The organism is Micromonospora sp. NPDC049114, from assembly GCF_040648635.1.
Classification (GTDB): domain Bacteria; phylum Actinomycetota; class Actinomycetes; order Mycobacteriales; family Micromonosporaceae; genus Micromonospora.
Window position 1 is genome coordinate 1,293,534 of the sequence record NZ_JBEZEA010000001.1, and the last position, 23,172, is coordinate 1,316,705.

The 23,172-nt window shown below is 72.0% G+C and carries 22 protein-coding genes; 13 read left to right on the plus strand and 9 right to left on the minus strand.

The window, feature by feature from the left end; translation table 11 throughout:
* Positions 1–3 precede the first annotated feature (3 nt).
* The 3 genes from purL to purS are packed head-to-tail and all read right to left on the minus strand — an operon-like array spanning position 4 to position 3,648.
* Positions 4–2,658 (minus strand): phosphoribosylformylglycinamidine synthase subunit PurL, encoded by a 2,655-nt coding sequence (gene purL, locus AB0B39_RS06180; protein WP_357573628.1) that lies wholly within the window; start codon positions 2,656–2,658, stop codon positions 4–6.
* A 46-nt stretch (positions 2,659–2,704) separates the two neighbouring features.
* Positions 2,705–3,388: a phosphoribosylformylglycinamidine synthase subunit PurQ gene (gene purQ / locus AB0B39_RS06185; protein WP_234583160.1), complete on the minus strand. Its 684-nt coding sequence runs from the start codon at positions 3,386–3,388 to the stop codon at positions 2,705–2,707.
* Positions 3,385–3,648, minus strand: coding sequence for a phosphoribosylformylglycinamidine synthase subunit PurS (gene purS, locus AB0B39_RS06190; RefSeq protein WP_007454310.1), 264 nt, complete (start codon positions 3,646–3,648; stop codon positions 3,385–3,387). Before purS ends, purQ begins: the two co-directional genes overlap by 4 nt.
* Before the next feature lie 356 nt (positions 3,649–4,004).
* Between purS and AB0B39_RS06195 the strand changes: the two genes are divergently transcribed.
* Both AB0B39_RS06195 and AB0B39_RS06200 read left to right on the plus strand, forming a co-directional pair.
* Positions 4,005–4,688, plus strand: coding sequence for a DUF1986 domain-containing protein (locus AB0B39_RS06195; protein WP_357573629.1), 684 nt, complete (start codon positions 4,005–4,007; stop codon positions 4,686–4,688).
* Between the two features lie 23 nt (positions 4,689–4,711).
* Positions 4,712–5,275: a YbjQ family protein gene (locus tag AB0B39_RS06200; RefSeq protein ID WP_234583158.1), complete on the plus strand. Its 564-nt coding sequence runs from the start codon at positions 4,712–4,714 to the stop codon at positions 5,273–5,275.
* 102 nt (positions 5,276–5,377) lie between these two features.
* Here AB0B39_RS06200 and purB read toward each other — a convergent pair whose 3' ends face one another.
* A complete protein-coding gene (gene purB / locus AB0B39_RS06205; RefSeq protein ID WP_357573630.1) occupies positions 5,378–6,802 on the minus strand; it encodes an adenylosuccinate lyase in 1,425 nt (474 codons plus the stop codon).
* 173 nt (positions 6,803–6,975) lie between these two features.
* Here purB and AB0B39_RS06210 point away from each other — a divergent pair, with 173 nt between their 5' ends.
* On the plus strand, positions 6,976–9,297 hold the full coding sequence (locus AB0B39_RS06210; protein ID WP_357491428.1) for a PKD domain-containing protein: 2,322 nt from the start codon (positions 6,976–6,978) through the stop codon (positions 9,295–9,297).
* Positions 9,298–9,351: 54 nt separating this feature from the next.
* On the opposite strand, the gene AB0B39_RS06215 is transcribed toward AB0B39_RS06210, so the two are convergent.
* The gene (locus AB0B39_RS06215; protein WP_357491430.1) at positions 9,352–10,644 is read right to left on the minus strand and encodes an acetyl-CoA C-acetyltransferase; all 1,293 of its coding nucleotides are present in this window, start codon (positions 10,642–10,644) and stop codon (positions 9,352–9,354) included.
* A 55-nt stretch (positions 10,645–10,699) separates the two neighbouring features.
* Here AB0B39_RS06215 and AB0B39_RS06220 point away from each other — a divergent pair, with 55 nt between their 5' ends.
* The 6 genes from AB0B39_RS06220 (at position 10,700) to AB0B39_RS06245 (ending at position 17,112) form a co-directional block, all read left to right on the plus strand.
* Entirely contained in the window at positions 10,700–12,046 is a 1,347-nt protein-coding gene (locus tag AB0B39_RS06220; RefSeq protein ID WP_357573632.1) for a 3-oxoacyl-ACP reductase, read from the plus strand.
* Positions 12,046–13,083, plus strand: coding sequence for a MaoC/PaaZ C-terminal domain-containing protein (locus AB0B39_RS06225; RefSeq protein ID WP_357573633.1), 1,038 nt, complete (start codon positions 12,046–12,048; stop codon positions 13,081–13,083). The genes AB0B39_RS06220 and AB0B39_RS06225 overlap by 1 nt, the downstream gene beginning before the upstream one ends.
* An 80-nt stretch (positions 13,084–13,163) precedes the next feature.
* Positions 13,164–13,916, plus strand: a complete 753-nt coding sequence (locus AB0B39_RS06230) for an NUDIX domain-containing protein (protein WP_357573634.1) — start codon at positions 13,164–13,166, stop codon at positions 13,914–13,916.
* Entirely contained in the window at positions 13,913–14,884 is a 972-nt protein-coding gene (locus AB0B39_RS06235; protein WP_357573635.1) for a serine/threonine protein kinase, read from the plus strand. Before AB0B39_RS06230 ends, AB0B39_RS06235 begins: the two co-directional genes overlap by 4 nt.
* A 9-nt stretch (positions 14,885–14,893) precedes the next feature.
* Entirely contained in the window at positions 14,894–15,853 is a 960-nt protein-coding gene (locus AB0B39_RS06240) for a hypothetical protein (RefSeq protein ID WP_357573636.1), read from the plus strand.
* Complete coding sequence (locus AB0B39_RS06245) at positions 15,850–17,112, plus strand: adenylosuccinate synthetase (protein WP_357491442.1); 1,263 nt, start codon at positions 15,850–15,852, stop codon at positions 17,110–17,112. Before AB0B39_RS06240 ends, AB0B39_RS06245 begins: the two co-directional genes overlap by 4 nt.
* On the opposite strand, the gene AB0B39_RS06250 is transcribed toward AB0B39_RS06245, so the two are convergent.
* Entirely contained in the window at positions 17,100–17,612 is a 513-nt protein-coding gene (locus AB0B39_RS06250) for an Lrp/AsnC family transcriptional regulator (protein ID WP_357573637.1), read from the minus strand. The genes AB0B39_RS06245 and AB0B39_RS06250 overlap by 13 nt on opposite strands.
* Positions 17,613–17,720: 108 nt before the next feature.
* Here AB0B39_RS06250 and AB0B39_RS06255 point away from each other — a divergent pair, with 108 nt between their 5' ends.
* Both AB0B39_RS06255 and AB0B39_RS06260 read left to right on the plus strand, forming a co-directional pair.
* The gene (locus AB0B39_RS06255; RefSeq protein WP_357573638.1) at positions 17,721–18,692 is read left to right on the plus strand and encodes an SMP-30/gluconolactonase/LRE family protein; all 972 of its coding nucleotides are present in this window, start codon (positions 17,721–17,723) and stop codon (positions 18,690–18,692) included.
* A gap of 59 nt (positions 18,693–18,751) precedes the next feature.
* Positions 18,752–19,372 (plus strand): DedA family protein, encoded by a 621-nt coding sequence (locus tag AB0B39_RS06260; protein ID WP_357491448.1) that lies wholly within the window; start codon positions 18,752–18,754, stop codon positions 19,370–19,372.
* 40 nt (positions 19,373–19,412) lie between these two features.
* On the opposite strand, the gene AB0B39_RS06265 is transcribed toward AB0B39_RS06260, so the two are convergent.
* Positions 19,413–20,054, minus strand: a complete 642-nt coding sequence (locus AB0B39_RS06265) for a response regulator transcription factor (protein ID WP_357573639.1) — start codon at positions 20,052–20,054, stop codon at positions 19,413–19,415.
* A complete protein-coding gene (locus AB0B39_RS06270; RefSeq protein ID WP_357573640.1) occupies positions 20,051–21,202 on the minus strand; it encodes a histidine kinase in 1,152 nt (383 codons plus the stop codon). Before AB0B39_RS06270 ends, AB0B39_RS06265 begins: the two co-directional genes overlap by 4 nt.
* Positions 21,203–21,372: 170 nt before the next feature.
* Between AB0B39_RS06270 and AB0B39_RS06275 the strand changes: the two genes are divergently transcribed.
* Complete coding sequence (locus tag AB0B39_RS06275) at positions 21,373–22,038, plus strand: VTT domain-containing protein (protein ID WP_357573786.1); 666 nt, start codon at positions 21,373–21,375, stop codon at positions 22,036–22,038.
* On the opposite strand, the gene AB0B39_RS06280 is transcribed toward AB0B39_RS06275, so the two are convergent.
* A complete protein-coding gene (locus AB0B39_RS06280) occupies positions 22,013–22,651 on the minus strand; it encodes a TetR/AcrR family transcriptional regulator (protein WP_357491454.1) in 639 nt (212 codons plus the stop codon). The two genes, AB0B39_RS06275 and AB0B39_RS06280, sit on opposite strands and share 26 nt — an antisense overlap.
* A 68-nt stretch (positions 22,652–22,719) precedes the next feature.
* Here AB0B39_RS06280 and AB0B39_RS06285 point away from each other — a divergent pair, with 68 nt between their 5' ends.
* Positions 22,720–23,172, plus strand: a complete 453-nt coding sequence (locus tag AB0B39_RS06285; RefSeq protein WP_234583143.1) for an SCP2 sterol-binding domain-containing protein — start codon at positions 22,720–22,722, stop codon at positions 23,170–23,172.

Consider the following 23,172-nt stretch of genomic DNA (forward strand, 5'->3'; position numbering starts at 1 on the left):
GCCTCAGCGCTCGTCAGGCGACGGCTCGGCGGCACCGGGGTCAGACTCGGACGACTCGCCCGGCTGCTCCGACCCGACCGGGTCGACAGCTCCGGTCTGCGGGGACGGACCGGCCGAGGCGATCGGCTCGGAGAGCACCTCCGACGCGTCCACCGGCTCGGCCGGGGCACCCGGCAGCGGCACGGCCTCGACCGCGCCCGCCACGCCGGCGGCCGGCGCGGGCACGTCGACGGCCGCAACGCCGCCGAAGAGACGCGGCAGCGTCTCGGTGTGCGCGGCACGCAGCTCGTCCAGACCGATCCGGAACTGGCCGTGCACCTCCAGCGCGCCGCCGGTCGGGTCGGTGACGCCGATCAGCTCGAACGGCACCCCCCGCTCGGCGCAGAGCGCCGCGAACGCCTTGTCGTGGCCCCGCGGCACCGACACCAGCGCCCGCGTGGCGGACTCGCTGAACAGGTACACGAACGGCATCGAACCGTCGGCGAACTGCTCCGGCACCGCGATCCGGGCGCCGACGCCACGGCGCAGGCAGGACTCGACCAGGCTCTGGGCGAGGCCGCCGTCGGACAGGTCGTGCGCCGAGCTGAGGTGACCCACCCGGGCCGCCTCAGCCAGCAGTTCGGCCAGCGCCTTCTCGCGGAGCAGGTCGACCTGCGGCGGGATGCCGCCGAGGTGCTCGTGCGTCACCCAGGCCCACTCCGAGCCGGACAGCTCGACGTTGGTCTCACCGAGCAGGTAGAGCTGATCGTGGTCGCCGCCGGGACGCGGGACGAAGCCCATCGGCACCCGGTCGGCCACGTTGTCCAGCACACCCAGCACACCGACCACCGGGGTCGGGTGGATGGCCGCCGCGCCGGTCTGGTTGTAGAAGCTGACGTTGCCGCCGGTGACCGGGATGCCCAGCTCCAGGCAGCCGTCCGCGAGGCCGCGCACGGCCTCGGCGAACTGCCACATCACGCCCGGGTCCTCCGGAGAGCCGAAGTTGAGGCAGTCGGTGACGGCGATCGGCTTCGCGCCGGTCACCGCCACGTTCCGGTACGCCTCGGCCAGGGCCAGCTTGGTGCCGTTGTACGGGTCGAGCCGGGCGTACCGGCCGTTGCCGTCCACCGACAGCGCCACACCGAGCCCGGTCCGCTCGTCGATCCGGATCACGCCGCCGTCCTCCGGCTGCGCGAGCACCGTGTTGCCCAGCACGTAGCGGTCGTACTGCTCGGTGACCCAGGTCTTGTCGGCCAGGTTCGGCGACGCGATCATGCGCAGCACGGTCTCGCGCAGCGCTTCCGGGTCGGCCGGGCGGGGCAGCGTCTCGGCACGGTCTGCCTGGAGCAGGATCAGGTCGGCCGGCTCCCGCATCGGCCGGGCGTAGACCGGGCCGTCGTCGACGAGCGAACCCGGCGGCACGTCGACGACCAGGTGGTCCCGCCAGGTGATCAGCAGTCGGCCGGGGCGGCCGTCCGGCTCGGGCGCGGTGACCTCACCGATCGCGGTGCCGAGCACGCCCCACTTCTCGCAGGTCTTGAGCACCGCTTCGAGCTTGTCCGGCTCGACGACCAGCAGCATCCGCTCCTGCGACTCGCTGGCCAGGATCTCGTGCGGGTCCATCGAGGGCTCGCGCAGCGGCACCCGCTCCAGCCAGACCCGCATGCCGGTGCCGGCCGCCGCTGCGGTCTCGGTGAGCGCGCAGGTCAGGCCGGCGCCGCCGAGGTCCTGGATACCGACGACCAGCTGGCCGTCGTACAGCTCGAGGCACGCCTCGATCAGCAGCTTCTCGGTGAACGGGTCGCCGACCTGCACGGCCGGGCGACGGGCCTCGCTGCCCTCGTCGAAGGTGGCGCTGGCCAGCACCGACACGCCGCCGATGCCGTCCCGGCCGGTCTTGGCGCCCATCAGCACCACGACGTTGCCGGGGCCGGCGGCGGCCTTGTTCTGCAGCCGGCTGACCGGCAGCACACCCAGGCAGAGCGCGTTGAGCAGCGGGTTGCCCTGGTAGGACGGGTCGAAGACCAGCTCGCCGCCGATGTTGGGCAGGCCGAGGCAGTTGCCGTAGCCGCCCACGCCAGCAACCACGCCGGTCAGCACCCGGGCGGTGTCCGGGTGGTCCGCCGCGCCGAAGCGCAGCGGGTCCATCACGGCGATCGGGCGGGCGCCCATGGCGAGGATGTCCCGGACGATGCCGCCGACGCCTGTCGCCGCGCCCTGGTACGGCTCGACGAAGCTCGGGTGGTTGTGCGACTCGACCTTGAAGGTCACCGCCAGCTCGTCGGAGACCTGCACCACGCCGGCGTTCTCGCCGATGCCGGCGAGCATTCGGTCGCTGTGCGGGGCCTTCTCACCGAACTGACGCAGGTGCACCTTGCTCGACTTGTAGGAGCAGTGCTCGCTCCACATGATCGAGTACATCGCCAGCTCGGACTGGGTGGGTCGACGGCCGAGGATCTGCCGGATCCGGTCGTACTCGTCGTCGCGCAGACCCAGCTCGGTGTACGGCTGCAGCTCGCCCGGCGTACCACCGGCGCGCGGCACGGTGTCCACGCCGTCGGTCCAGTCGGCGGTCGCCGGCTGGGACGGGGCGGCGGGCTGCGCCAGCGGCTCGGTCGGCTGCGCCGGGGCGGAGTACGCCTCCGGAGTGTCCCGTACCGGGTCCGGATGGGTGGTCATGACCTCTCCTCGCTGCGCTCGTGCCCGCCTGACCGACTGCTCGCGTTCACGCGGGCGCCCCCACCAGGTGCTTGAGGGCCGAGGTGAAGAAGCCCAGGCCGTCCAGCGAGGGGCCGGTGAGCGCCTCCACCGCGTGCTCGGGGTGCGGCATGATGCCGACGACGTTGCCGGCGGAGTTCGTGATGGCCGCGATGTCGCGCAGCGACCCGTTGGGGTTGCCGCCGACGTAGCGCGCGACGACCCGCCCCTCGGCTTCGAGCTGGTCCAGCGTCGCGGTGTCGGCGACGTAGCAGCCCTCGCCGTTCTTCACCGGGATGAGGATCTCCTGGCCGGGCTGGAACGCGTTGGTCCACGCCGTGCCGGCCGACTCGACGCGCAGGACCTGGTCCCGGTTGCGGAAGTGCAGGTGCTGGTTGCGGGTGAGCGCGCCGGGCAGCAGGTGCGCCTCGCAGAGGATCTGGAAGCCGTTGCAGATGCCGAGCACCGGCAGGCCACCCCGGGCGGCGTCCACGAGCGTCTCCATCACCGGGGCGAACCGGGCGATGGCGCCGCAGCGCAGGTAGTCACCGTAGGAGAAGCCGCCGGGCAGCACCACCGCGTCCACGCCGTGCAGATCCGGGTCACCGTGCCAGAGCCGGACGGGCTCGGCGCCGGCGATCCGGACGGCGCGGGCCGCATCCCCGTCGTCGAGCGAGCCGGGGAAGGTGACCACACCGACCCGGGCGGTCACGAGCGGGCGTCCGCGGTCTCGTCGGTCTCGACCAGGCGGACGGTGAAGTCCTCGATGACCGGGTTGGCGAGCAGCTTGTCGGCAATCTCCCGGGCCCGGTCCAGGTCCGGTTCACCGGTGAAGTCGATCTCGATGCGCCGGCCGATCCGCACTGAGGCGACGTCGCTGACGCCGAGCCGGGGCAGCGCGTTTGCGACGGCCTGGCCCTGCGGATCGAGGATCTCGGGCTTGAGCATGACGTCGACGACGACGCGAGGCACTGGGCACTCCTGACTGTGTACGCAGTTGGGTGCCGACCCACAACGGGCGAGCGCAGCCAGCGTACCTGGCAGATACCGCCGCGGACGCACCGGCCGGGCGCAGTTCAGGCAGTGATCCACATAACCGGCGGCGGGGGCGGCCGGCAGGGCGGGACAGGCGGCCCCAGCAGGGCATATACGGCGCGTTGGGTAGCCGAATCGTTACATTGGTTGATCTCGATGAGCTTCTTGAAAACGATGCTCGTCGGCCCTAGAGTACATCGACATGGCTCGATGCCAGCGGCGGCGGGGACCTCCCGCTGTCGCCACCGGGCACCCGGCGACCCCGGGCCCCAGCCCCTCCAAGGAGTCCACCGATGCGCGTTCGTCTCCTGCTCGCCCTGATCAGCACCGCGCTGGTCGGCGCCCTCGCCGCCGCGTCCGGCGCGTCCGCCGCCCCGGCCGGCCCCCAACCCATCATCGGCGGCGGCACCGTCTCGTCCGCCCCCTGGGCGGCCGCGGTGTTCAGCAACGGCTCGTTCACCTGCTCGGGCAGTGTGATCGCCGCGCAGTGGGTGCTCACCGCCCGACACTGCATCAGCGGCACGATGTCGGTCCGGGTCGGCAGCGTCTACCGCGCCTCGGGCGGGGTCACCCGCACCGTCAGCGCCACGTACACCCGTAACGACCTGGCCCTCATGCGGCTCTCCAGCACCGTCAGCACCTCGGCGGTGTCCCTGGCCAGCAGCAACCCGCCGATCAACTCGACCAACTCGATCTACGGGTGGGGCATGACCTGCTACAGCGGTTGCGACGCCTCCAGCCAGCTCAAGACCGCCACCGTCCGGGTGACCAGCAACAGCGCCACCGACGCGTACGGCGGGCAGGCGATCCGCAGCACCCGGATCAACGGCAACGCCTGGCGGGGCGACTCGGGCGGGCCGCAGTTCTACAACGGCCAGCAGGTCGGCGTGGCCTCCACCGCCGACGGGTCGAGCATCCAGAACTACGGCAGTGTCGCGTACAACCGGGCCTGGATCACCTCGGTGGCCGGTGTCTGACAGTTAGCGCCCGGTCGGCGCGGATGGTCGGCGGCGTGCCGACCGTCCGCGCCGCGTCGTTTTGCAGCATCCGATCAGGTGAACACGGCACACGATCGGGTCGCGCAACTCCTGACAGCATCGGAACCGTGCTGGTCGTGACGACAGAGCAACTGCCCGGCTACGAGATCCGCCAGATTCTCGGTGAGGTGGTGTCATCGATGGCCAGGACGCGCAACCCGTACCGCGAGGGTGTCAAGAACCTGCGCGGTGGCGCGTACGACCCGATGGCACCGGACAACCTGACCCGGTGGCGCACCGACTCGGTGACCCGCCTCGGCGAGGAGGCCCTGCGCCTCGGCGCGAACGCGGTGATCGGCATGCGCTTCGACAGCCGGGACTGCGGTGAGATGTGGATGGAGATCTGCGCGTACGGCACGGCGGTCATCGCCGTACCCACGATGTCCCCGGTCATGCCGGCCGACCAGCCGGCGGTGGCCGCGGAGACCGCCACCGACCCGGCCTTCGCGGAATCCCTCGGCGGCATCGCCGAACCGGCGAGCGCCCCCAACCTGAGAACAGCCGCAGAAACCCCCACGGGCGAGTAACCCCAGCCCGCCCCCGCCCTTTCCCGGTGATCAAGAGGTTTGCGTCATTCAGGAGATCAAAGATGACGCAAACCTCTTGATCAACAAGGGAAGGCGTGGCTACTACAGGATGGGGGGTGGGGTGTAGGTTGCCGCGTTCGGGTGGGTTTCCACGACCTTGGTGATGCGGCGGGTTATCGATTCCACCTGGGATCGTGCCGCTCCCACGAAGGCGGAGCGGTCCGCGACCAGGGTGTCGATGTCCGCGCGGGTCAGGCCCAGGCGGCCGTCCGCGGCCAGGTGGTCGAACAGGTCGTTCTCCGGGGCGCCCTTCTCGCGCATGGCCAGCGCCACGGCTACCGCGTGCTCCTTGATCACCTCGTGCGCGACCTCCCGGCCGACGCCGCGCCGCACCGCCGCCACCAGGATCTTGGTGGTCGCCAGGAACGGCAGGAACCGCTCCAACTCCCGGTTGATCACCGCCGGGTACGCCCCGAACTCGTCGAGCACCGTCAGGAAGGTCTGGAACAGCCCGTCGGCGGCGAAGAACGCGTCCGGCAGGGCCACCCGGCGGACCACCGAGCAGGACACGTCCCCCTCGTTCCACTGGTCACCGGCCAGCTCGCCGACCATCGACAGGTAACCCCGGATGATCACGGCGAAGCCGTTCACCCGCTCCGACGAACGGGTGTTCATCTTGTGCGGCATCGCGCTGGAGCCGACCTGACCCGGCTTGAAGCCCTCGGTGACCAGCTCCTGACCGACCATCAGCCGGATCGTGGTCGCCAGCGACGACGGCGCGGCGGCGGTCTGCGCCAGCGCCGACAGCACGTCGAAGTCCAACGAGCGCGGGTAGACCTGCCCGACGCTGTCCAGCACCCGCGCGAAGCCCAGGTGCTCGGCGACGCGTCGCTCCAGCTCGGCCACCTTGTCGGCGTCGCCGTCGAAGAGGTCGAGCTGGTCGGCGGCCGTGCCGACCGGGCCCTTGATCCCGCGCAGCGGGTAGCGGGCGATCAGGTCCTCCAGCCGCTCGTACGCGATCAGCAGCTCCTCCGCCGCCGACGCGAAGCGCTTGCCCAACGTGGTGGCCTGCGCCGCCACGTTGTGCGAACGGCCGGTCATCACCAGCTCGGTGTGCTCGTACGCCAGCCACGCCAACCGCGCGAGGGTGGCCACCACCCGGTCCCGGATCAGCTCCAGCGAGGCGCGCACCTGAAGCTGCTCGACGTTCTCGGTGAGGTCGCGGGAGGTCATCCCCTTGTGCACGTGCTCGTGCCCGGCGAGCGCGCTGAACTCCTCGATGCGGGCCTTCACGTCGTGCCGGGTGACCCGCTCCCGCTCGGCGATCGACGCGAGGTCGACCTGGTCGAGCACCCGCTCGTACGCCTCGACCACACCGTCCGGCACGGGCACCCCGAGGTCGCGCTGTGCGCGGAGCACGGCGAGCCAGAGCCGCCGCTCCATCCGGACCTTCTCCTCCGGTGACCAGAGGGCGACCAACTCGGGCGAGGCGTACCGGTTGGCGAGCACGTTCGGGATCGTCGTCACGTACCTCATTCTCTCCTACCCGGCGGTCCGGCCGGCCAGGAGGCCACCACGGGTGCCGGTGGGACCGCGTGGCCGTTTTGTCGCCCAGGATCGTGCGCTACCCACCGGTAGTGGATCATCTTTTCCCTCCGACTCCGGCGACGCCGGATCCTCCACCTCGACAGAGGGCACGCATGCGCAAGAATCTCCTCGCCGGTCTCACCGTGACCGCGGTGACCGGCGGCACCCTGTTGGCGACGGGCGGACCCGCCCAAGCGGTCGAACCAACGGATTTCTACGTCAAGAAGGCTGCCGCCAACTGCTCCGACCAGGGGCCCGGATCCGAAGCAGCGCCGTTCTGCACGATCGGTGCTGCCGCTGCCGTGGTGACCGCCGGCACGACGGTCTACGTCGACGCCGGCCTTTACGCCGAGCGGGTCACCGTCACCCGCAGCGGCACGCCGGAGGCGTCGATCGCCTTCATCGCCAGGACCTCCGGGGCGTCGGTCACGCTTGTCGGGCCGACCGCCGGCCTGGTCGTCGACGGGCAACACGACATCCACATCGAGGGGTTCAACGTCAGCGGGGCGGCCGACGTGCCAGCCCTCGACCTACGCAACGCCTCGAACATTTTGGTCGCGGGCGGCAGGTTCACGATGGCGGCCGTCGCGACGGTGCCCGCCATCCGACTCGTCGACGTGACGGGAGCGCTGCTGGAAGAGGTCAGGGCCACCGGAGCTGCCCTCCCCGGCGGGCTGACCATGGATGCTGCCACCAGCGGGGTGGTCGTCGACGACGTGCTGGTGTCCGCCACGCCGATCCAAGCCGCTACCGAGGGGAGCGTGGGCATCCGCGTCGACGGGCCACGCAACACCATCCTCGGCAGCGATGTTGGCGGCTTCTCCGGCCCCGCCATCGAGGTGGGCCCTGGCGCCTCCGACACGGTGGTGGCCAACAACCGAATTCTCGGCGGGATCGGTTACGGCATCCACAACCGCGGAGCCACGGGTACGGCCATCGCGAACAACGACATCCAGGATCGCTGCCTCGGCGGCGTCCGGATCGACGGGGCGTCCTCCCGCGTCTCGATCCAGAACAACGTGCTCCGCAACAACGGCGCCTTCTCCCAGGTCTACTGCGATCGACAGGCCCCCGTAGGAGTCGAGGTCGGGGTCTACGACGAGGCACCGGCCGGCACGGTGATCGAGTACAACAACGTCTGGCACTGGGCCGCGTCCGCGCCCAGCTACTCCTGGAACGGCACCCTGATGGGGCTCACCCGGTTCCGCACCGTTTCCGGGCAGGCCGCACACGACCGGGAAACGACGAGAAATCAGGACAACGTCGACTCGGCGAACTCAGCGGCACCCGGCTACCAGGAAGTCGACACCGCTGGCCTGTCACGTCGTGACGACCCGGCCGTGCCGAACACCGGCGCCGGCCCGATCACGTACGCCGACCGTGGCGCGACGGAGCCGGCCAAGCATCCGGTGTCGTCCTTCGAGGCGACCCTGGACCTCGGCACGAGCACGGTCAGCCTGGACGCCTCCGCCTCCCAGCCGGGCTTCGTCCCGATCGATCGATACGAGTTCACATTCGGCGACGGCACCTCCGTCAGCCAGGCGAGCCCGCGCGTCACACACAAGTACGCCACGCCGGGCACCTACGACGTCACCGTCAGCGTCAGCGGCGCCGACGGCCTGTCGGGCAGCAGCACCAAGAAGGTGAGCGTGCTGCGGCGGACGGCGACCGTGGGCTTGCTCGCCCTGTCCAACCTCCGCTACGTCGGCACCACCGCGCCGAACCTCCTGCCCAACCAGGTCGGGTTGACGGCGACCGCGCAGTACGACCTGGCGGACGCCGGCAACGGTCAGGTCGCCCTCCTGTCCCGGGCCAGCGGCCTCTACGTCACCCAGACTCCATCCGACCTGGCAACGCTGAACGCCACCAGCCAGCTGGTCGGCACCCTGGAAGCGTTCACGGTCGTCCGAAACAGCGACGGCACCGTCAGCCTCAAGGCGAGTAACGGGCTGTACGTCGCCGCCGAGCCCGGCGGAGCCGTCGCCCTGTCGGCCAACCGACCCGCCATCGGCCCCTGGGAGAAGTTCCACCAGGTGCCGGTCGCGGACGCGAACAGGTCTCTGAAGGCCAGCGTCAACGGCCGCTACGTCGTGGCCGAGAGCGCAGGTGCGAAGCCGCTGATCGCGAACCGGCCGACCGCCGGCGCGTGGGAGCGGTTCGACGTGGTCGACCTCGGCGCCGGTCAGGTCGGCCTCTTCGCCCGCGCCAACAACCGCTTCGTCACGGCCGAGAGTGCCGGCACCAAACCCCTGATCGCGAACCGGCCCACGGTCGGCGCCTGGGAGCGGTTCACCATGACCCGCAACAGCGACGGCACGGTGAGCTTCAAGGCCGTCGTCAACGGCCGCTACGTCACCGCAGACGGCGCCGGGTCGAAGCCACTGATCGCCAATCGCCCGGCCATCGGCATCTGGGAGAAGTTCACAGTCGGCTGAGCCGTCCACGACACACGACGCCCGCCCGGCACAGAACCGGGCGGGCGTCGCCCGTCAGCGCTCCAGGATCGCCGTCACGCCCTGGCCGCCGGCCGCGCAGATCGAGATCAACCCGCGTCCGCCGCCCTTCTCGGCCAGGAGCTTGGCCAGCGTCGCCACGATCCGCCCGCCCGTCGCGGCGAACGGGTGCCCGGCGGCCAGCGACGAGCCGTTGACGTTGAGCCGGTCGGTGTCGATCGCGCCCAGCGGCGCGTCCAGGCCGAGTCGGTCCTTGCAGAACTCCGGCGACTCCCAGGCGGCGAGGGTGGCCAGCACCTGCGAGGCGAACGCCTCGTGGATCTCGTAGTAGTCGAAGTCCTGCAGCGTCAGCCCGGCACGGGCCAGCATCCGGGGCACCGCGTACGCGGGGGCCATCAGCAGCCCCTCGTCGCCGTGCACGAAGTCCACGGCCGCCGTCTCGGACCAGCTGAACCAGGCCAGCACCGGCAGGTGGTGCGCTGCGGCCCACTCCTCGCTGGCCAGCAGCACCGTGGACGCGCCGTCGGTGAGCGGCGACGAGTTGCCTGCGGTCATGGTGGCGTGTTCGGCGTCCGGCCCGCGGGTGCCGAAGACCGGCTTGAGCGTGCCGAGCTTCTCCACGCTCGTGTCTGGGCGGAGGTTCTGATCGCGGGTGAGCCCCAGGTAGGGCGTCATCAGGTCGTCGAAGAAACCCCTGTCGTACGCGGCGGCCAACCGCTGGTGCGAGCGCAGGGCCAGCTCGTCCTGCGCGCGCCTGTCGATCTGCCAGCGCAGCGCGGTCTGGGCGGCGTGGTCCCCCATCGACAGGCCGGTACGCGGTTCGGCGTTGCGCGGGATCTCCGGCTTGAACGGCTGGAGCGGGCGCAGCTTCGCGGCGATCTTCATCCGCTGGCCGACCGTCCGGGCGGAGTTGAGTTTGAGCAGCGTGCGCCGCATCTCCTCGTTGACCGCGAGCGGCGCGTCGGAGGTCGTGTCGACACCGCCGGCGATGCCGACGTCGAGCTGCCCGAGGGCGATCTTGTTGGCGACGAGGATCGCGGCCTCCAGGCCGGTGCCGCAGGCCTGCTGGATGTCGTACGCGGTGGTGTGCGGGTCGAGCCGGGACCCGAGCACCACCTCGCGGGTGAGGTTGAAGTCGCGGGAGTGCTTGAGCACCGCCCCGGCCACCACCTCGCCGACCCGCTGCCCGGCCAGCCCGTAGCGGGCGATCAGACCGTCCAGCGCCGCGCCGAGCAGATCCGCGTTTGACGCGTCCGCGTAGCGGGAGTTGGAACGGGCGAAGGGGATGCGGTTGCCCCCGATGACCGCGACCCGCCGGATGCTCTGCACGATCCGCCTCCTCGACAAGTGTTGCTCGAACCCTACTCGCCAGTAGGCTACGCCCATGACCGACAGGTACGCGAGCTTCGTCCAATCGGCCGCCGGCCGCGCGCTGGTCAAGCGCCTCGGGCTGCCCGACCCGCCGCGACTGCGCCGACACCACCCCGGCGACCCGCTGCTGCCCGGGCCGGCGCTGCTCGGCGCGGCCGACGGCGGCCGGCTCGCCGAGCAGGTCACCACAATCCTGACCGCCGCCGGGGTCGAGCTGCGGGACACCGGCACGGCCGCAGCGCAGGACCGCTTCGGCGCCCTGGTGTACGACGCCAGCGGGATCACCGACTCGACGCAACTGCGCCAGCTCTACGACTTCTTCCACCCGCACGCCCGGGCCCTGCTGCCCAGTGGCCGGGTGATCGTGCTCGGCACCCCGCCCGGCGAGTGCCCGACGCCACGTGCGGCGACCGCACAGCGCGCCCTGGAAGGGCTGGTCCGCAGCATCGGCAAGGAGTTCGGTCGCGGCACCACCGCCCAACTCGTCCAGGTGACCCGCGACGCCACCGGCACCGGCCTCGAATCGACAGTGCGGTTCCTCCTGTCCGGCCGGTCCGCGTACGTCTCGGGGCAGGTCATCCGGGTCGGCGCCGGCGGGGCGAGCGCGCCGGCCAACTGGGACCGCCCGCTGGACGGGCAGGTCGTGCTGGTCACCGGGGCCGCTCGGGGCATCGGCGCGGCGTTGGCGAAGGTGCTCGCCCGCGACGGCGCACAGGTGGTTGCCCTGGACATCCCGGCGGCCGGGGACGCCCTCGCCGCGGTGGCGAACGACATCGGCGGTACGGCAGTCCAACTCGACCTGACCGCGCCGGACGCGCCGACCCGTCTCGCCGACCACCTGGCCAGTCGGCACGGCCGGGTCGACGTGGTGGTGCACAACGCCGGCATCACCCGGGACAAGACGCTCGGCCGGATGGACGCCGACCGGTGGGACCAGGTCATCGACGTCAACCTGTCCAGTCAGGAACGCATCAACGACGTACTGCTGGAGCGGGAGCTGATCCCGGCCGGTGGGCGGATCATCGGCGTCTCCTCGATCGCCGGGATCGCCGGCAACCGGGGGCAGACCAACTACGCCACCAGCAAGGCCGGCGTGATCGGCCTGGTCGACTCGCTCGCCCCGGCCCTGCGTGACCGGGGGATCAGTGTCAACGCGGTGGCCCCGGGTTTCATCGAGACGCAGATGACCGCGCGCATCCCGCTGGTGGTCCGGGAGGCGGGCCGGCGGATGAACAGCCTGGCCCAGGGCGGGCTGCCGGTGGACGTGGCCGAGACGATCGGCTGGCTTGCCTGGCCGGCCAGCGGCGCGGTCAGCGGCAACGTCGTCCGGGTCTGTGGCCAGAGCCTGCTGGGGGCGTGATGGGCGAACGGAGAGAGCCGGACGACCTGTCGGTCCACGAGCTGATCGAGGGCCCGACCGAGATCCTGTCGTCCGAGACGTTGGACGCGATCCGCCGGCCGCAGGCCCTCGACGCCGACGAGCGGACGCACGACCTGAGCGCGTCGGCGGCCCAGGTGACAAGCGAGCTCAGCGGCCACGGATCGGCCGGCCCGGGCAGCCGAGAGCGCGTCGAACTGCCCCGGATGCCCGCGCCCGGCGCGCTGTACCGGCGGGCCGCGCTCGGCGCGCTGCCCGGACTCGGTGGGCGGCGCGGGGCGGACCTGCCGGCGGTCGAGTTCACCGTGGCCGGGATGCGGACCGACCGCGCCCACCTGGCCGACTACGACCGGGTCTGCGGGTTCCGGCTCACCGATCGGCTGCCCGCGACCTACCCGCACGTCCTGGGCTTTCCGTTGACCCTGCGACTGATGACCGCGCCGGGCTTTCCCATCCCGTTGACCGGTGTGGTGCACGTCGGCAACCGGATCACCACGCACCGCCCGATCATGGCCGACGAGGCCCTCGACTTCACGACGTTCGCCCAGGACCTGCGCCCGCACGACCGGGGGCGGCAGGTGGACGTGGTGCTGGTCGGCTCGGTCGACGGCGAGGAGGTGTGGCGCGGCGTCTCGACGTACCTGGGTCGGGACCGCACACCCGGTGGGCGCGATCGGGGCGAGCGTCCGCCCGCGCCCACGGCCACGGCCCGCTGGCGGGTCGAACCCCGCGTGGGCACCGAGTACGCGCGGGTCTCCGGGGACCACAACCCGATCCACACCTCCCGGCTCGGGGCGCGGCTGTTCGGCTTCCGCCGGCCGATCGCGCACGGCATGTGGAGCAAGGCGCGCTGTCTCGCGGCACTGGAGACGCGGCTGCCGGACGCCTGCACCGTCGAGGTGGCGTTCAAGCTGCCCGTACCGCTGCCGAGCACGGTGAACTTCACCCTGCTGCCGGACGGGGCATTCGCCCTGCACGACTCGCGCGGCCGGCCGCACCTGGCGGGTCTCGTGCGCTGACGAGCGCCCCTCTTGGCAGGGGTGCTCGCATGCGCTAAGTTGTTCTCAGAGCGAGATAATCTCAAGATGAGAGAGACCCGATGAACGAGCAGGACTTCCTGGCCGCGTACGACCCGCGGGCCTACCCGTCGGTCGCCGTGACAGTCGACGTGGTGGCGCTGACCATCCGCGACGAAGCGCTGCACCTGCTGCTGATCCGACGCGGCGAGGCGCCCTTCGCGGGGCACTGGGCGCTGCCCGGCGGCTTCGTCCGCCCCGACGAGGACCTGGCCGCCGGCGCTCGACGCGAGCTGGCCGAGGAGACCGGGCTCGGCGGGGAGGCGCTGCGACGCGTACACCTGGAGCAGTTGGGCAGTTACGGCGGCCCGGACCGCGACCCGCGGATGCGGATCGTCTCGATCGCCCACCTCGCGTTCGCACCCGACCTGCCGGACCCGGCCGCCGGCACCGACGCCGACGAGGCGATCTGGCTGCCGGTGACCGCGCTGACCAGCCGGCAGCTCGCCTTCGACCACAGCCGCATCATCGACGACGCGCTGGAGCGGGCCCGGTCCAAGCTGGAGTACACGCCGCTCGCCACCCGCTTCCTCGCCGCCGAGTTCACGATCAGCGAGCTGCGCGCCGTCTACGAGACGGTCTGGGGGCACCCGCTGCACGCCGGCAACTTCCACCGCAAGGTGCTTTCCGTGCCGGGGTTCGTGGAGAGCACCGGCGCCAGCACCGAGCGCGGCGGTGCCCGAGGCGGCCCACGCGCACGGCTCTACCGGGCCGGCGACGCCCGCCTGCTGCACCCGGCGCTGCTGCGCCCCGCCCGCGAGGAGACCGTGCGGTGAGGGCCACCGAGGCCATCGGCCTGGTCGCGGCCGCCCGCACCGACGCCGACCTGTTCGGCGCCGACCAGCCGGCCCGCCGCTACCGCGAGCTGGTCGCGGCCCTGCACCCCGACCGCCTGCCGGCCGACCCGGCGGTACGCGCCGAAGCCCTCGACGCGTTCATCCACGTCACCACCCGGTGGCAGGCCCGGCAGGTCACAGTCCTCGGCGACTACCGCCTCGGCACGCCTGCTCACTCGGGTGACCTGGCCGACCTCTACGACGTGGGCGACGACCGCCTGCTCAAACTCCCCCGACGACCCACCGACAACGACCTCATGGCCCGCGAGGCGCACGCCCTGCGCACCATCGCCGAGCGCGGCGATCCGCGCTACCTGCCGTACGTGCCTCGGCTCGTCGACGAGTTCGCGCACCGCGACGCCACCTCCGGTGCCGAACGGCGGATCACCGTGCTCGCCACCGCGCCGGGCCTGCACGACCTCGACGAGGTGCGACGCGCGTACCCCGACGGGTTGGACGCCCGGGACGTGGCCTGGATGTGGCGGCGGCTGCTGGTGGTGCTCGGCCTGGCCCACCGGGCGGGCGTGGTGCACGGCGCGGTCCTGCCGCGACACGTGCTGATCGAGCCGGCCGCACACGGCGTGGTGCTTGTCGACTGGTGCTTCTCCGCGCCCGTCGGCAGCACGATCCCGGCCATGGTGCCCGGCCACCAGGACTGGTATCCGCAGGAGGTCCCCGGCAAGCGGCCCTGCGGCCCGGGCACCGACATCGCGATGGCCAGCCGCTGCATGAGCTGGCTGATGGGCCCGCGCGCCCCCCGCGAGCTGCACGCCTTCGTTCAGGGTTGCCGACAGCGGGCCCTGGACGCCCGACCGGACGACGCCTGGGCACTGCTGCGCGAACTCGACCAGGTGTTGGACCGGCTCTACGGGCCACGCACCTTCCGACCCTTCACCCTCACCCCCTAAGGAGCTGTCATGGGCAGTGGAATCTGGTCCACCGACGTGTACGACGCCGCCGACCGCTACCGCCGGTCCACCGGCCGGAGCGCCTTCTCCTACAGCGACAGCGGGGCGCGCACCGTGCACCCCGCGCTCGACCCCCGCGACGCGAGCCGGGAGAGCCGGGACTCCGACGAGCACCCGCGATCGACGCCCATCGCTGTGCTCTTCGACGTGACCGGCTCCATGCGCAGGGTGCCGCGCGCCCTGCAGACCAAGCTGCCGCAGCTGCTCGGGCTGCTGCAACGGCAGGGGTACGCCAGCGACCCGCAGATCATGTTCGGCGCGATCGGCGACGCCACCTGCGACCGGGTTCCGTTGCAGGTCGGCCAGTTCGAGTCGGACAACCGGATGGACGACGACCTCGGCCGGATCGTCCTCGAAGGCGGTGGTGGCGGGCAGATGAGCGAGTCGTACGAGCTGGCCCTGTACTTCATGGCCCGGCACACCGTCACCGACAACTGGGAGAAGCGCGGCCGGCGCGGCTACCTGTTCATCATCGGCGACGAGCTGGCGTACCCGCAGGTGAAGGCTCGTGAGGTGGCCGGGCTGATCGGCGACAACCTCGCCGAGGACGTGCCGCTGCGGCAGGTCGTCGACGAGGTGACCCGCCGCTGGGACACCTACTACCTGCTCCCCGCCGGCAGCCACTACGCCGGCAACGCCAAGGTGCTCGACTTCTGGCGGGACCTCTTCGGGCAGAACGCCGTGGTGCTCGACGACCTCGACGCCGTCTGCGAGACCATCGCGCTCACCATCGGCCTCGGCGAGCAGGCCATCGACCTGGACGAGGGCCTTCGCCACCTGGACCACGCCGGCTCCAGCGCCACCGGCACCGTCTCGAAGGCCCTGGCCCGCCTCGGCCGGGGGCGGCGGGCCGAGGTGTCGACGCTGCCGGCGTTCCGCGACACCACCGGCGGGGTGACCCGGCTGTGAATCACGTGGCGGTGGTCGACCTCGGCTTCGGCGACGCCGGCAAGGGCACGGTCGTGGACTGGCTCTGCGCCACCCGCCCGGTGCACACGGTGGTCCGCTTCAACGGGGGCGCGCAGGCGGCGCACAACGTCGTGCTGCGCGACGGGCGGCACCACACGTTCGCGCAGTTCGGCGCGGGCACGTTCCATCCCGGTGTCGGTACGCACCTGTCCCGGCACGTGGTGGTGGACCCGCTGGCGCTGGCCGCCGAGGCCGACCATCTCGCCACGATCGGGGTGCCCGACGCGCTCGACCGGCTGACCGTCGACGCCGACGCGCTGCTCGCCACCCCGTACCACCGGGCCGCCAACCGCGCCCGCGAGATCGCCCGGGGCGCCGACCGGCACGGCTCCTGCGGGCTGGGGGTGGGTGAGGCCGTCGCGTACGGTCTCGCCCACCCCGACGACGCGCCCCGCGTCGCCGACTGCCACCGCCCCGCGCAGCTGCGCCGCCGGCTGACTGCCCTGCGGGACCGGCTGACCGCCGAGCTGGGCCCGCTGGACGCGCCACCTGTCGATGACTGCCTGCCCGCGTTCACCGGGTTCGCCGGGCGGGTCGCCATCGTCGACGGGAGCTGGCTGGCCGGGGCGCTGCGTGCCGGGACCTGCGTCTTCGAGGGCGCGCAGGGCGTGCTGCTCGACGAGTGGCACGGCTTCCACCCGTACACGACGTGGAGCACCACCACGTTCGCCAACGTCGACAGCCTGCTCGCCGAGGCGGGCCGGGCCGGCGACCTGACCCGGCTCGGGGTGCTGCGGATCGTCACCACCCGGCACGGGGCCGGCCCGCTGGTGACCGAGGACCCGAGCCTGGCGCTGACCGATCCGCACAACCCGACGAACCCGTGGCAGGGCCGGTTCCGGTTCGGCCACTTCGACGCGGTCGCCCACCGGTACGCCCTCGCCGCGGCCGGGGGCGTGGACGGCCTGGCCCTGACCCACCTCGACCTGGCCGGCCCCGACCTGCGGATCTGCCGCCGCTACGACACCACCGACCGGCTCGACCCCGGCCCACCCGGCGACCTGGACCGCCAGGCCGCGCTCACCGACCGCCTGCTGCGCTCCCGCCCGGTGTACGACGACCCGCCGGCGGACTGGGCCGAGGCGGTGGGGGCGGAGCTGGGCACACCTGTGGTGCTGACCTCGCACGGCCCCACCGCCGACGACAAGGTCCCGCACGGCCCGCTGCTCACCCCACCGGCGCTGGTTCACTCGGTCTGACGACTGGCGTCCGGACGCGGTGGCGCATCCACCGGGCGCGGTTTGTCGGGCTTCTCGACCACGCTCACCGGGCGTTCGAAGAACGTCTCCAGCACGACCATGGCCTGGGTGCCGGTTACCCCGTCGACGCCGAAGATGCGGCGCAGCGCCGCTTGCAGGTCTTCGGTGGTCGCGGTGCGGATCTTCACCAGCAGGGACGCCGCACCGGCGATGATGTGCGCCTCCTGGATCTCGGGGATGGCCACAAGCGCGTCCCGGGTAGGGGCGTCGCCCATCCAGGAGTCTGCGCTGACCAGCACGAAGGCCGACACGCCACGGCCCACGGCGGCCGGATCGACGTCTACGGTGCTCCGGCGGATCACGCCTCGTTCGCGCAGCTTGCGTACCCGCTCATGGGCCGAGCCGGCGGACAGACCCACCGCGCTGGCCAGCGTCGCGTAGGACTGGGTGGCGTCGCGCTGAAGCTGCGTTATCAGCGCGCGGTCGACGTCATCTACCACCGGGACACCTTACTGAATATGATTCGGGAGGAATTCCCGTTGACCATATCACGTATGGCAGAGATATGATTCTGCCGAATGAGCCCCCGGCGCTTGGGAGGCGCAGCGATGGTCGACACTGTTCCCGCCGAATTCCGCCTGCTGGACGAGCGGTTTCGCAGCTGCGACGGCGACTTCGTTGTCGAACGGCTACACAGCGGCGCACGTAAGACGGAAGGGCCGGCCTACTTCCCGGCGGGCCGCTACCTGGTGTGGAGCGACATCCCCAACGACCGACTGCTGCGCTGGGATGAGACCACCGGCGCCGTCGGTGTCTACCGCCACGGCTCGGGCTACGCCAACGGCAACACCGTGGACCGTCAGGGTCGGCTTGTCACGTGCGAGCAGGGCAACCGGCGGGTCACCCGCACCGAGCACGACGGCACGGTCACGGTGCTCGCCGACCGGTTCCACGGCAAGCGGTTCAACAGCCCCAACGACGTGGTCGTCCGCGCCGACGGCACGATCTTTTTCACCGACCCCAGCTACGGCATCCAGGGCGACTACGAGGGCAACAAGGGCGACAGTGAGTTCGGCGGGGCCTGCTACGTGTTCCGCCTGGACCCCGCCAGCGGCGACGTACGCGTCGTGGCGGACGACTTCTCCCGCCCCAACGGCCTGGCGTTCTCTGCCGACGAGCAGCGGCTCTACATCGCCGACACCCGGCAGGAGCCCAGCCACATCCGCGTCTTCGACGTCACGGCCGACGGCACCCTCGGCGGCGGAAAGATCTTCGCTGAATGTGACTTCGGACGGTTCGACGGCCTCCGTCTCGACCATGTCGGGCGGGTCTGGGCGGCGGCCTGGGACGGCGTGCACTGCTTCGACCCCGACGGCACCCTCATCGGCAAGCTGCTGCTACCCGAACCGGCAGCCAACCTCACGTTCGGCGGCCCGAAGCGCAACCACCTGTTCGTCACCGCCGGGACCTCGGTGTACACGCTGCGAGTCGCCTTCAACGGCGCCCACTACCCGCCAGCGACGCAACTCCCCCCGGACGCCTCGTCGCCCATGACAGCGACGGTGGCAGCGCTCGGCTGACCAGTCGGCAATGTCGGCGAAGCGGCACCGACCGCCGCCGAGCCCCCGAGCATGGGGGCATGGACGTCCTGCTCGACCTCCTCCGTGGGACGGTCACGTCGCCGTGGGTCTACCTGTTGATCTTCGGGCTCACCGCTGTCGACGCGTTCTTCCCCGCGGTGCCGGGCGAGGCCGCGGTGATCACCGCCGGGGTGCTCGCGGCGAGCGACGGGCACCCCAGCCTGACTCTGGTGATCGTGAGCGCCGCCGTCGGCGCGCTGGTCGGCGACCACATCTCCTACGCCATCGGTCGCGGCGGCGGGGCACACCGGCTGGCCCGGCTGCCCGACGGCAGCCGGCGGCGGGCCGGCTCCGACTGGGCCCGCCGGGCCGTGGACCGGCGCGGCGGCGTCATCCTGACCACCAGCCGCTACGTGCCGGGCGGCCGGACCGCGGTCACCCTCACCATGGGCGCGGTGCGCTATCCCCGCCGGGCGTTCCTGCTGTACGACAGCATCGGCGCGGTCACCTGGGCGCTGTACTGCGGGCTGCTCGGCTACTTCGGCGGGCTGGCCTTCGAACGTGAGCCGGTGAAGGGCGTACTGGTCGGTGTGGGGGTCTCGCTGATCATCACGTTCGGACTGGAGGGAATCCGTTGGCTGCGCCGTCGAGCGCACCGCCGGGCCGCCGCCCGCCGCTGACAGTCACGCGGTCGTCCGCTGCGTCGCCGCCCGGGACGCCTCACAGCAGATCGGCATCGTGCACCAGGATGGCCAGCTGCACCCGGTTGCCCGCGTGCAGTTTCGCCAGCGCCCGGCTGACGTGTGCCTTCACTGTCGCCTCGCTCATCGTCAGCCGCCGGGCGATCTCCGCGTTGCCGAGCCCCCGCGCCACCTCCCGGACGATCGCCAACTCCCGCTCGGTAAGCGGCGCCAACCGCTCCCGGGCCGCGTCCCGGCGGGCCGGACCACGCTCGGCGAACGAGCTGATCAGACGCCGGGTCACCGTCGGGGCGAGCATCGCGTTCCCAGCGGCCACCGTCCGGACGGCGGAGGCCAGCTCGCGGGGCGGGGTGTCCTTGAGCAGGAAGCCGACCGCGCCGGCCCGCAGCGCCTGGTGCACGTACTCGTCGAGGTCGAAGGTGGTCAACATGATCACCTTCGGGCCGGCGGCGACCACCTCGGGCGCGACGGTCAGCCCGTCGACGCCCGGCATCCGCACGTCGAGCAGCACCACGTCGGGGCATAACCGCTTGGCCTTCTCCAGCGCGCCAACGCCGTCGGCCGCCTCGCCGACGACGGTGATGTCCTCGGCGGCCTCCAGGATCAACCGCAACCCGGCACGAACCAGTTGCTCGTCGTCGACCACCACCACCCGGATCACGCCGCACCCGCCAGCGGGATCAGGGCCCGGACCAGGAAACCACCGTCCACGGGAGCTGCCTCCAACCGGCCGCCGAGCAACTCCACCCGCTCACGCAGCCCGAGCAGCCCCTGCCCGGCACCGGGCAGCGCCGACGTCCCCTCGGACGGGCCGTTGCGGACCAGCACCTCCAGCCCGTCGGGCAGATATCGCAGACAGACCGTCGTCTCGGCGTCGGCCGCGTGCTTGCGCACGTTGGTCAGCGCCTCGCGAACCACCCGGTACGCGGTGCGCCCCAGCGTCGCGGGTAGTGCCGTCGGCACGCCCTCGTCCTGCCGGGACACCCGGAGCCCGGCGGCACGGGACTCCCCGATCAACTCGTCCAAGGTGTCGAGCCCTCGCTCCGGCGTCACCGCCGGGTCGGTCTGGCGCAGCACACCCAGCACCTCGCGCAGGTCGGTGAGCGCCTGCCGGCCGGTCGTCCGGATCAGCGCGGCGGCCTCGACGGTCCCCGGGTCCACGGCGGTCACCTCCAGCGCGCCGGCATGCACCACCATCAGCGAGACCCGGTGTGCCACCACGTCGTGCATCTCCCGGGCGATCCGGGTCCGCTCCTCGGCGCGAACCCGGTCGGCGCGCGCCTCCTGCTCGCGTTCCAGCCGTTCGGCGCGGTCCCGCAGAGCGGTGAGCGTGTCCTGACGGGCCCGCACCCAGAGGCCGAGGACCAACGGCAGCCCGACCAGACAGGCGGCGAGCAGCAGCACGTTGCCGCTGGCGGCGGTGGTGATCCGGCGTACACCACCCACCGCCAGGCCGACCAGCACCCCGCCGGCCAGCACCACTGCCGCACCAGCGAGGTAGCCGGCGAGTTGGCGGCCGCGTAACCGCAGACCCGCCTGGTACGAGGCCAGCACCCCGGCGGCCGCCGCGGCGAGCACCAGCCAGCCGACCGCCGCGGCCAGGAACAACGGCCAGCGGCGAGCGCGGATCATGCCGGCCGCCCCCGCCGAGCCCAGCGCGATCAGCAGCACGACCGCGCCCGGCAGCGGCGAACGGACCCCGATGTCACCTGTCGCGCTGGCCCAGACGGCTGCGGCGACCAGGACGGCGAGCATCTGCGGGGCGTACCGGTGGACGACCCGCCGGAGGGCGAGGGCGCTGGAGGCCACCCAGCGAGCCTAGGGCTCAACCGGCCGATCGCACCGGCCCGTGGCACCGGACCCGGGTGAGGTGGGGGATGACCCCGACGCGCGGTCCGGGCCGGCCGCTACCTAAGTAGTGCCGCCCACCTGACCCTTGGCCGATGGCAGCGGCCGCCGCCCGCACGAGCATCGGGATCATGGATCTGCTGGCCCTGCTGCACGACACGATGTCCTCGCCCTGGGTGTATCTGGCGATCTTCGCGATCGCGGTGCTCGACGGCTTCTTCCCGGTCGTGCCGAGCGAGACGGCAGTGATCACGGCCGGGGTGTTCGCCGCCTCGGGAGCGCCGTACCTGCCGGCGGTCATCGTGGTGGCCGCCGCCGGCGCGCTTGTCGGCGACCACGTCTCGTACGCCATCGGGCGGGGCGGTGGAGGGCGACTGCTCGACCGGCTGCCGTCCGACGGTCGACGCCGGGCCGCCATCGACCGGGCCCGGCGGGGGATCGCCACCCGGGGCGGTCTGATCCTCACCGTGGCCCGCTACATCCCGGGCGGCCGGACCGCGGTCACCCTCACCATGGGCGTGGTGCGTTATCCCCGGCGACGGTTCCTGGCCTTCGACGCGCTGGCTGCCGGCTCGTGGGGGCTCTACTCGGCGCTGGTCGGCTACGTCGGCGGGCTGGCCTTCGAGCAGGACCCGCTGCGTGGCCTCCTGCTCGGTCTGGGCCTCGCCCTGACGGTGACTGTGGTCGTCGAGGTGGTTCGCTGGCTCCACGGGCGGCGCCGCACGGCGCGGGCCGGCGAGCCGGGCACCGACGCTGCCTCCGTCGGGACCGTCAGTCGGCCGGCGGACGCCAGGTGACGCCGTGCAGCAGTTGGGCGGCGCCGAGCCAGGCCACGTTCATCATCCGGGTGGCCGTCTTCTCCGGGTCGGCGTCCGGGTGGTCGGCGAGCCAGTCGGCAAGTGACTCGGTCGCGCCGACCAGGGCGTACGCGACGACCTCCAGGTCGATGGCGGCGATCTCGCGGCCCTCGGCGCGCAGCGCGTGGTCGAGCATGCCGGCGACCACCTCGACCAGCCGGGCCCGCATGCTGGCCAGCTCTCCGGCGAACGGCTGCTCGCCCCGGGCCTGCCGGTAGAGCACCGCCCAGCCGTCGCGGTGCGCGCCGACGAAGCCGAAGAACGCCCGCAGGCCACGCCACAGCCGCTCGTCGGCCGGCAGGTCGGGGGCGGCGGCGCCGGCGATGGCCTGCATCATCCGGGTGCCCTCCCGGTGCAGGCAGGCGACGAACAGCTCTTCCTTCGTCCCGAGGTACGCGTACACCATGGGCTTGGAGATGCCGGCGTCCTCCGCGATCTCGTCCATGCTGGCGGCGTGGAAGCCGCGCCGGGAGAAGACCTTCACTGCCGCGTCGAGCATCTGCTGCTCGCGGACGGCGCGGGGCAGGCGCTTGAAGGCGGGGACACTGGACACCTTGCGAGCATACCTACTCGTGCGTAGGGTTACGCGCGAGTAGCCAAATCTTCCGGAAGGCACATCTCATGACTGACTTCGACCCGGCCACCTTCGCCAACGTCGGCCCCAAGGAGTTCGCCCAGCTGGTCAAGTCCACCCCGGACGACAAGATCGCCCAGGTGATGTCCGGTGACCTGCGCGGCAAGGTCCTCGGTGAGGTGTTCGGCCGGATGCCGTCGCTGTTCCGCGCGGACCGGGCCGGCTCCACCAACGCGGTCATCCACTGGATCATCACCGGTCGTCCGGACGGCGGCAGCGACACCTACGAGGTGGTCATCGCCGACGGCAAGTGCGAGGTGAACGAGACTCCGCAGCACGACCCGAAGCTGGCCCTCACCATGGGCCCGGTCGAGTTCCTGAAGATCGTCTCCGGTGGCGCCAACCCGGTGATGATGTTCATGACCGGCAAGCTGAAGGCGAAGGGCGACCTCGGCCTCGCCGCCAACATCGCCAACCTGTTCGACATCCCCAAGGCCTGA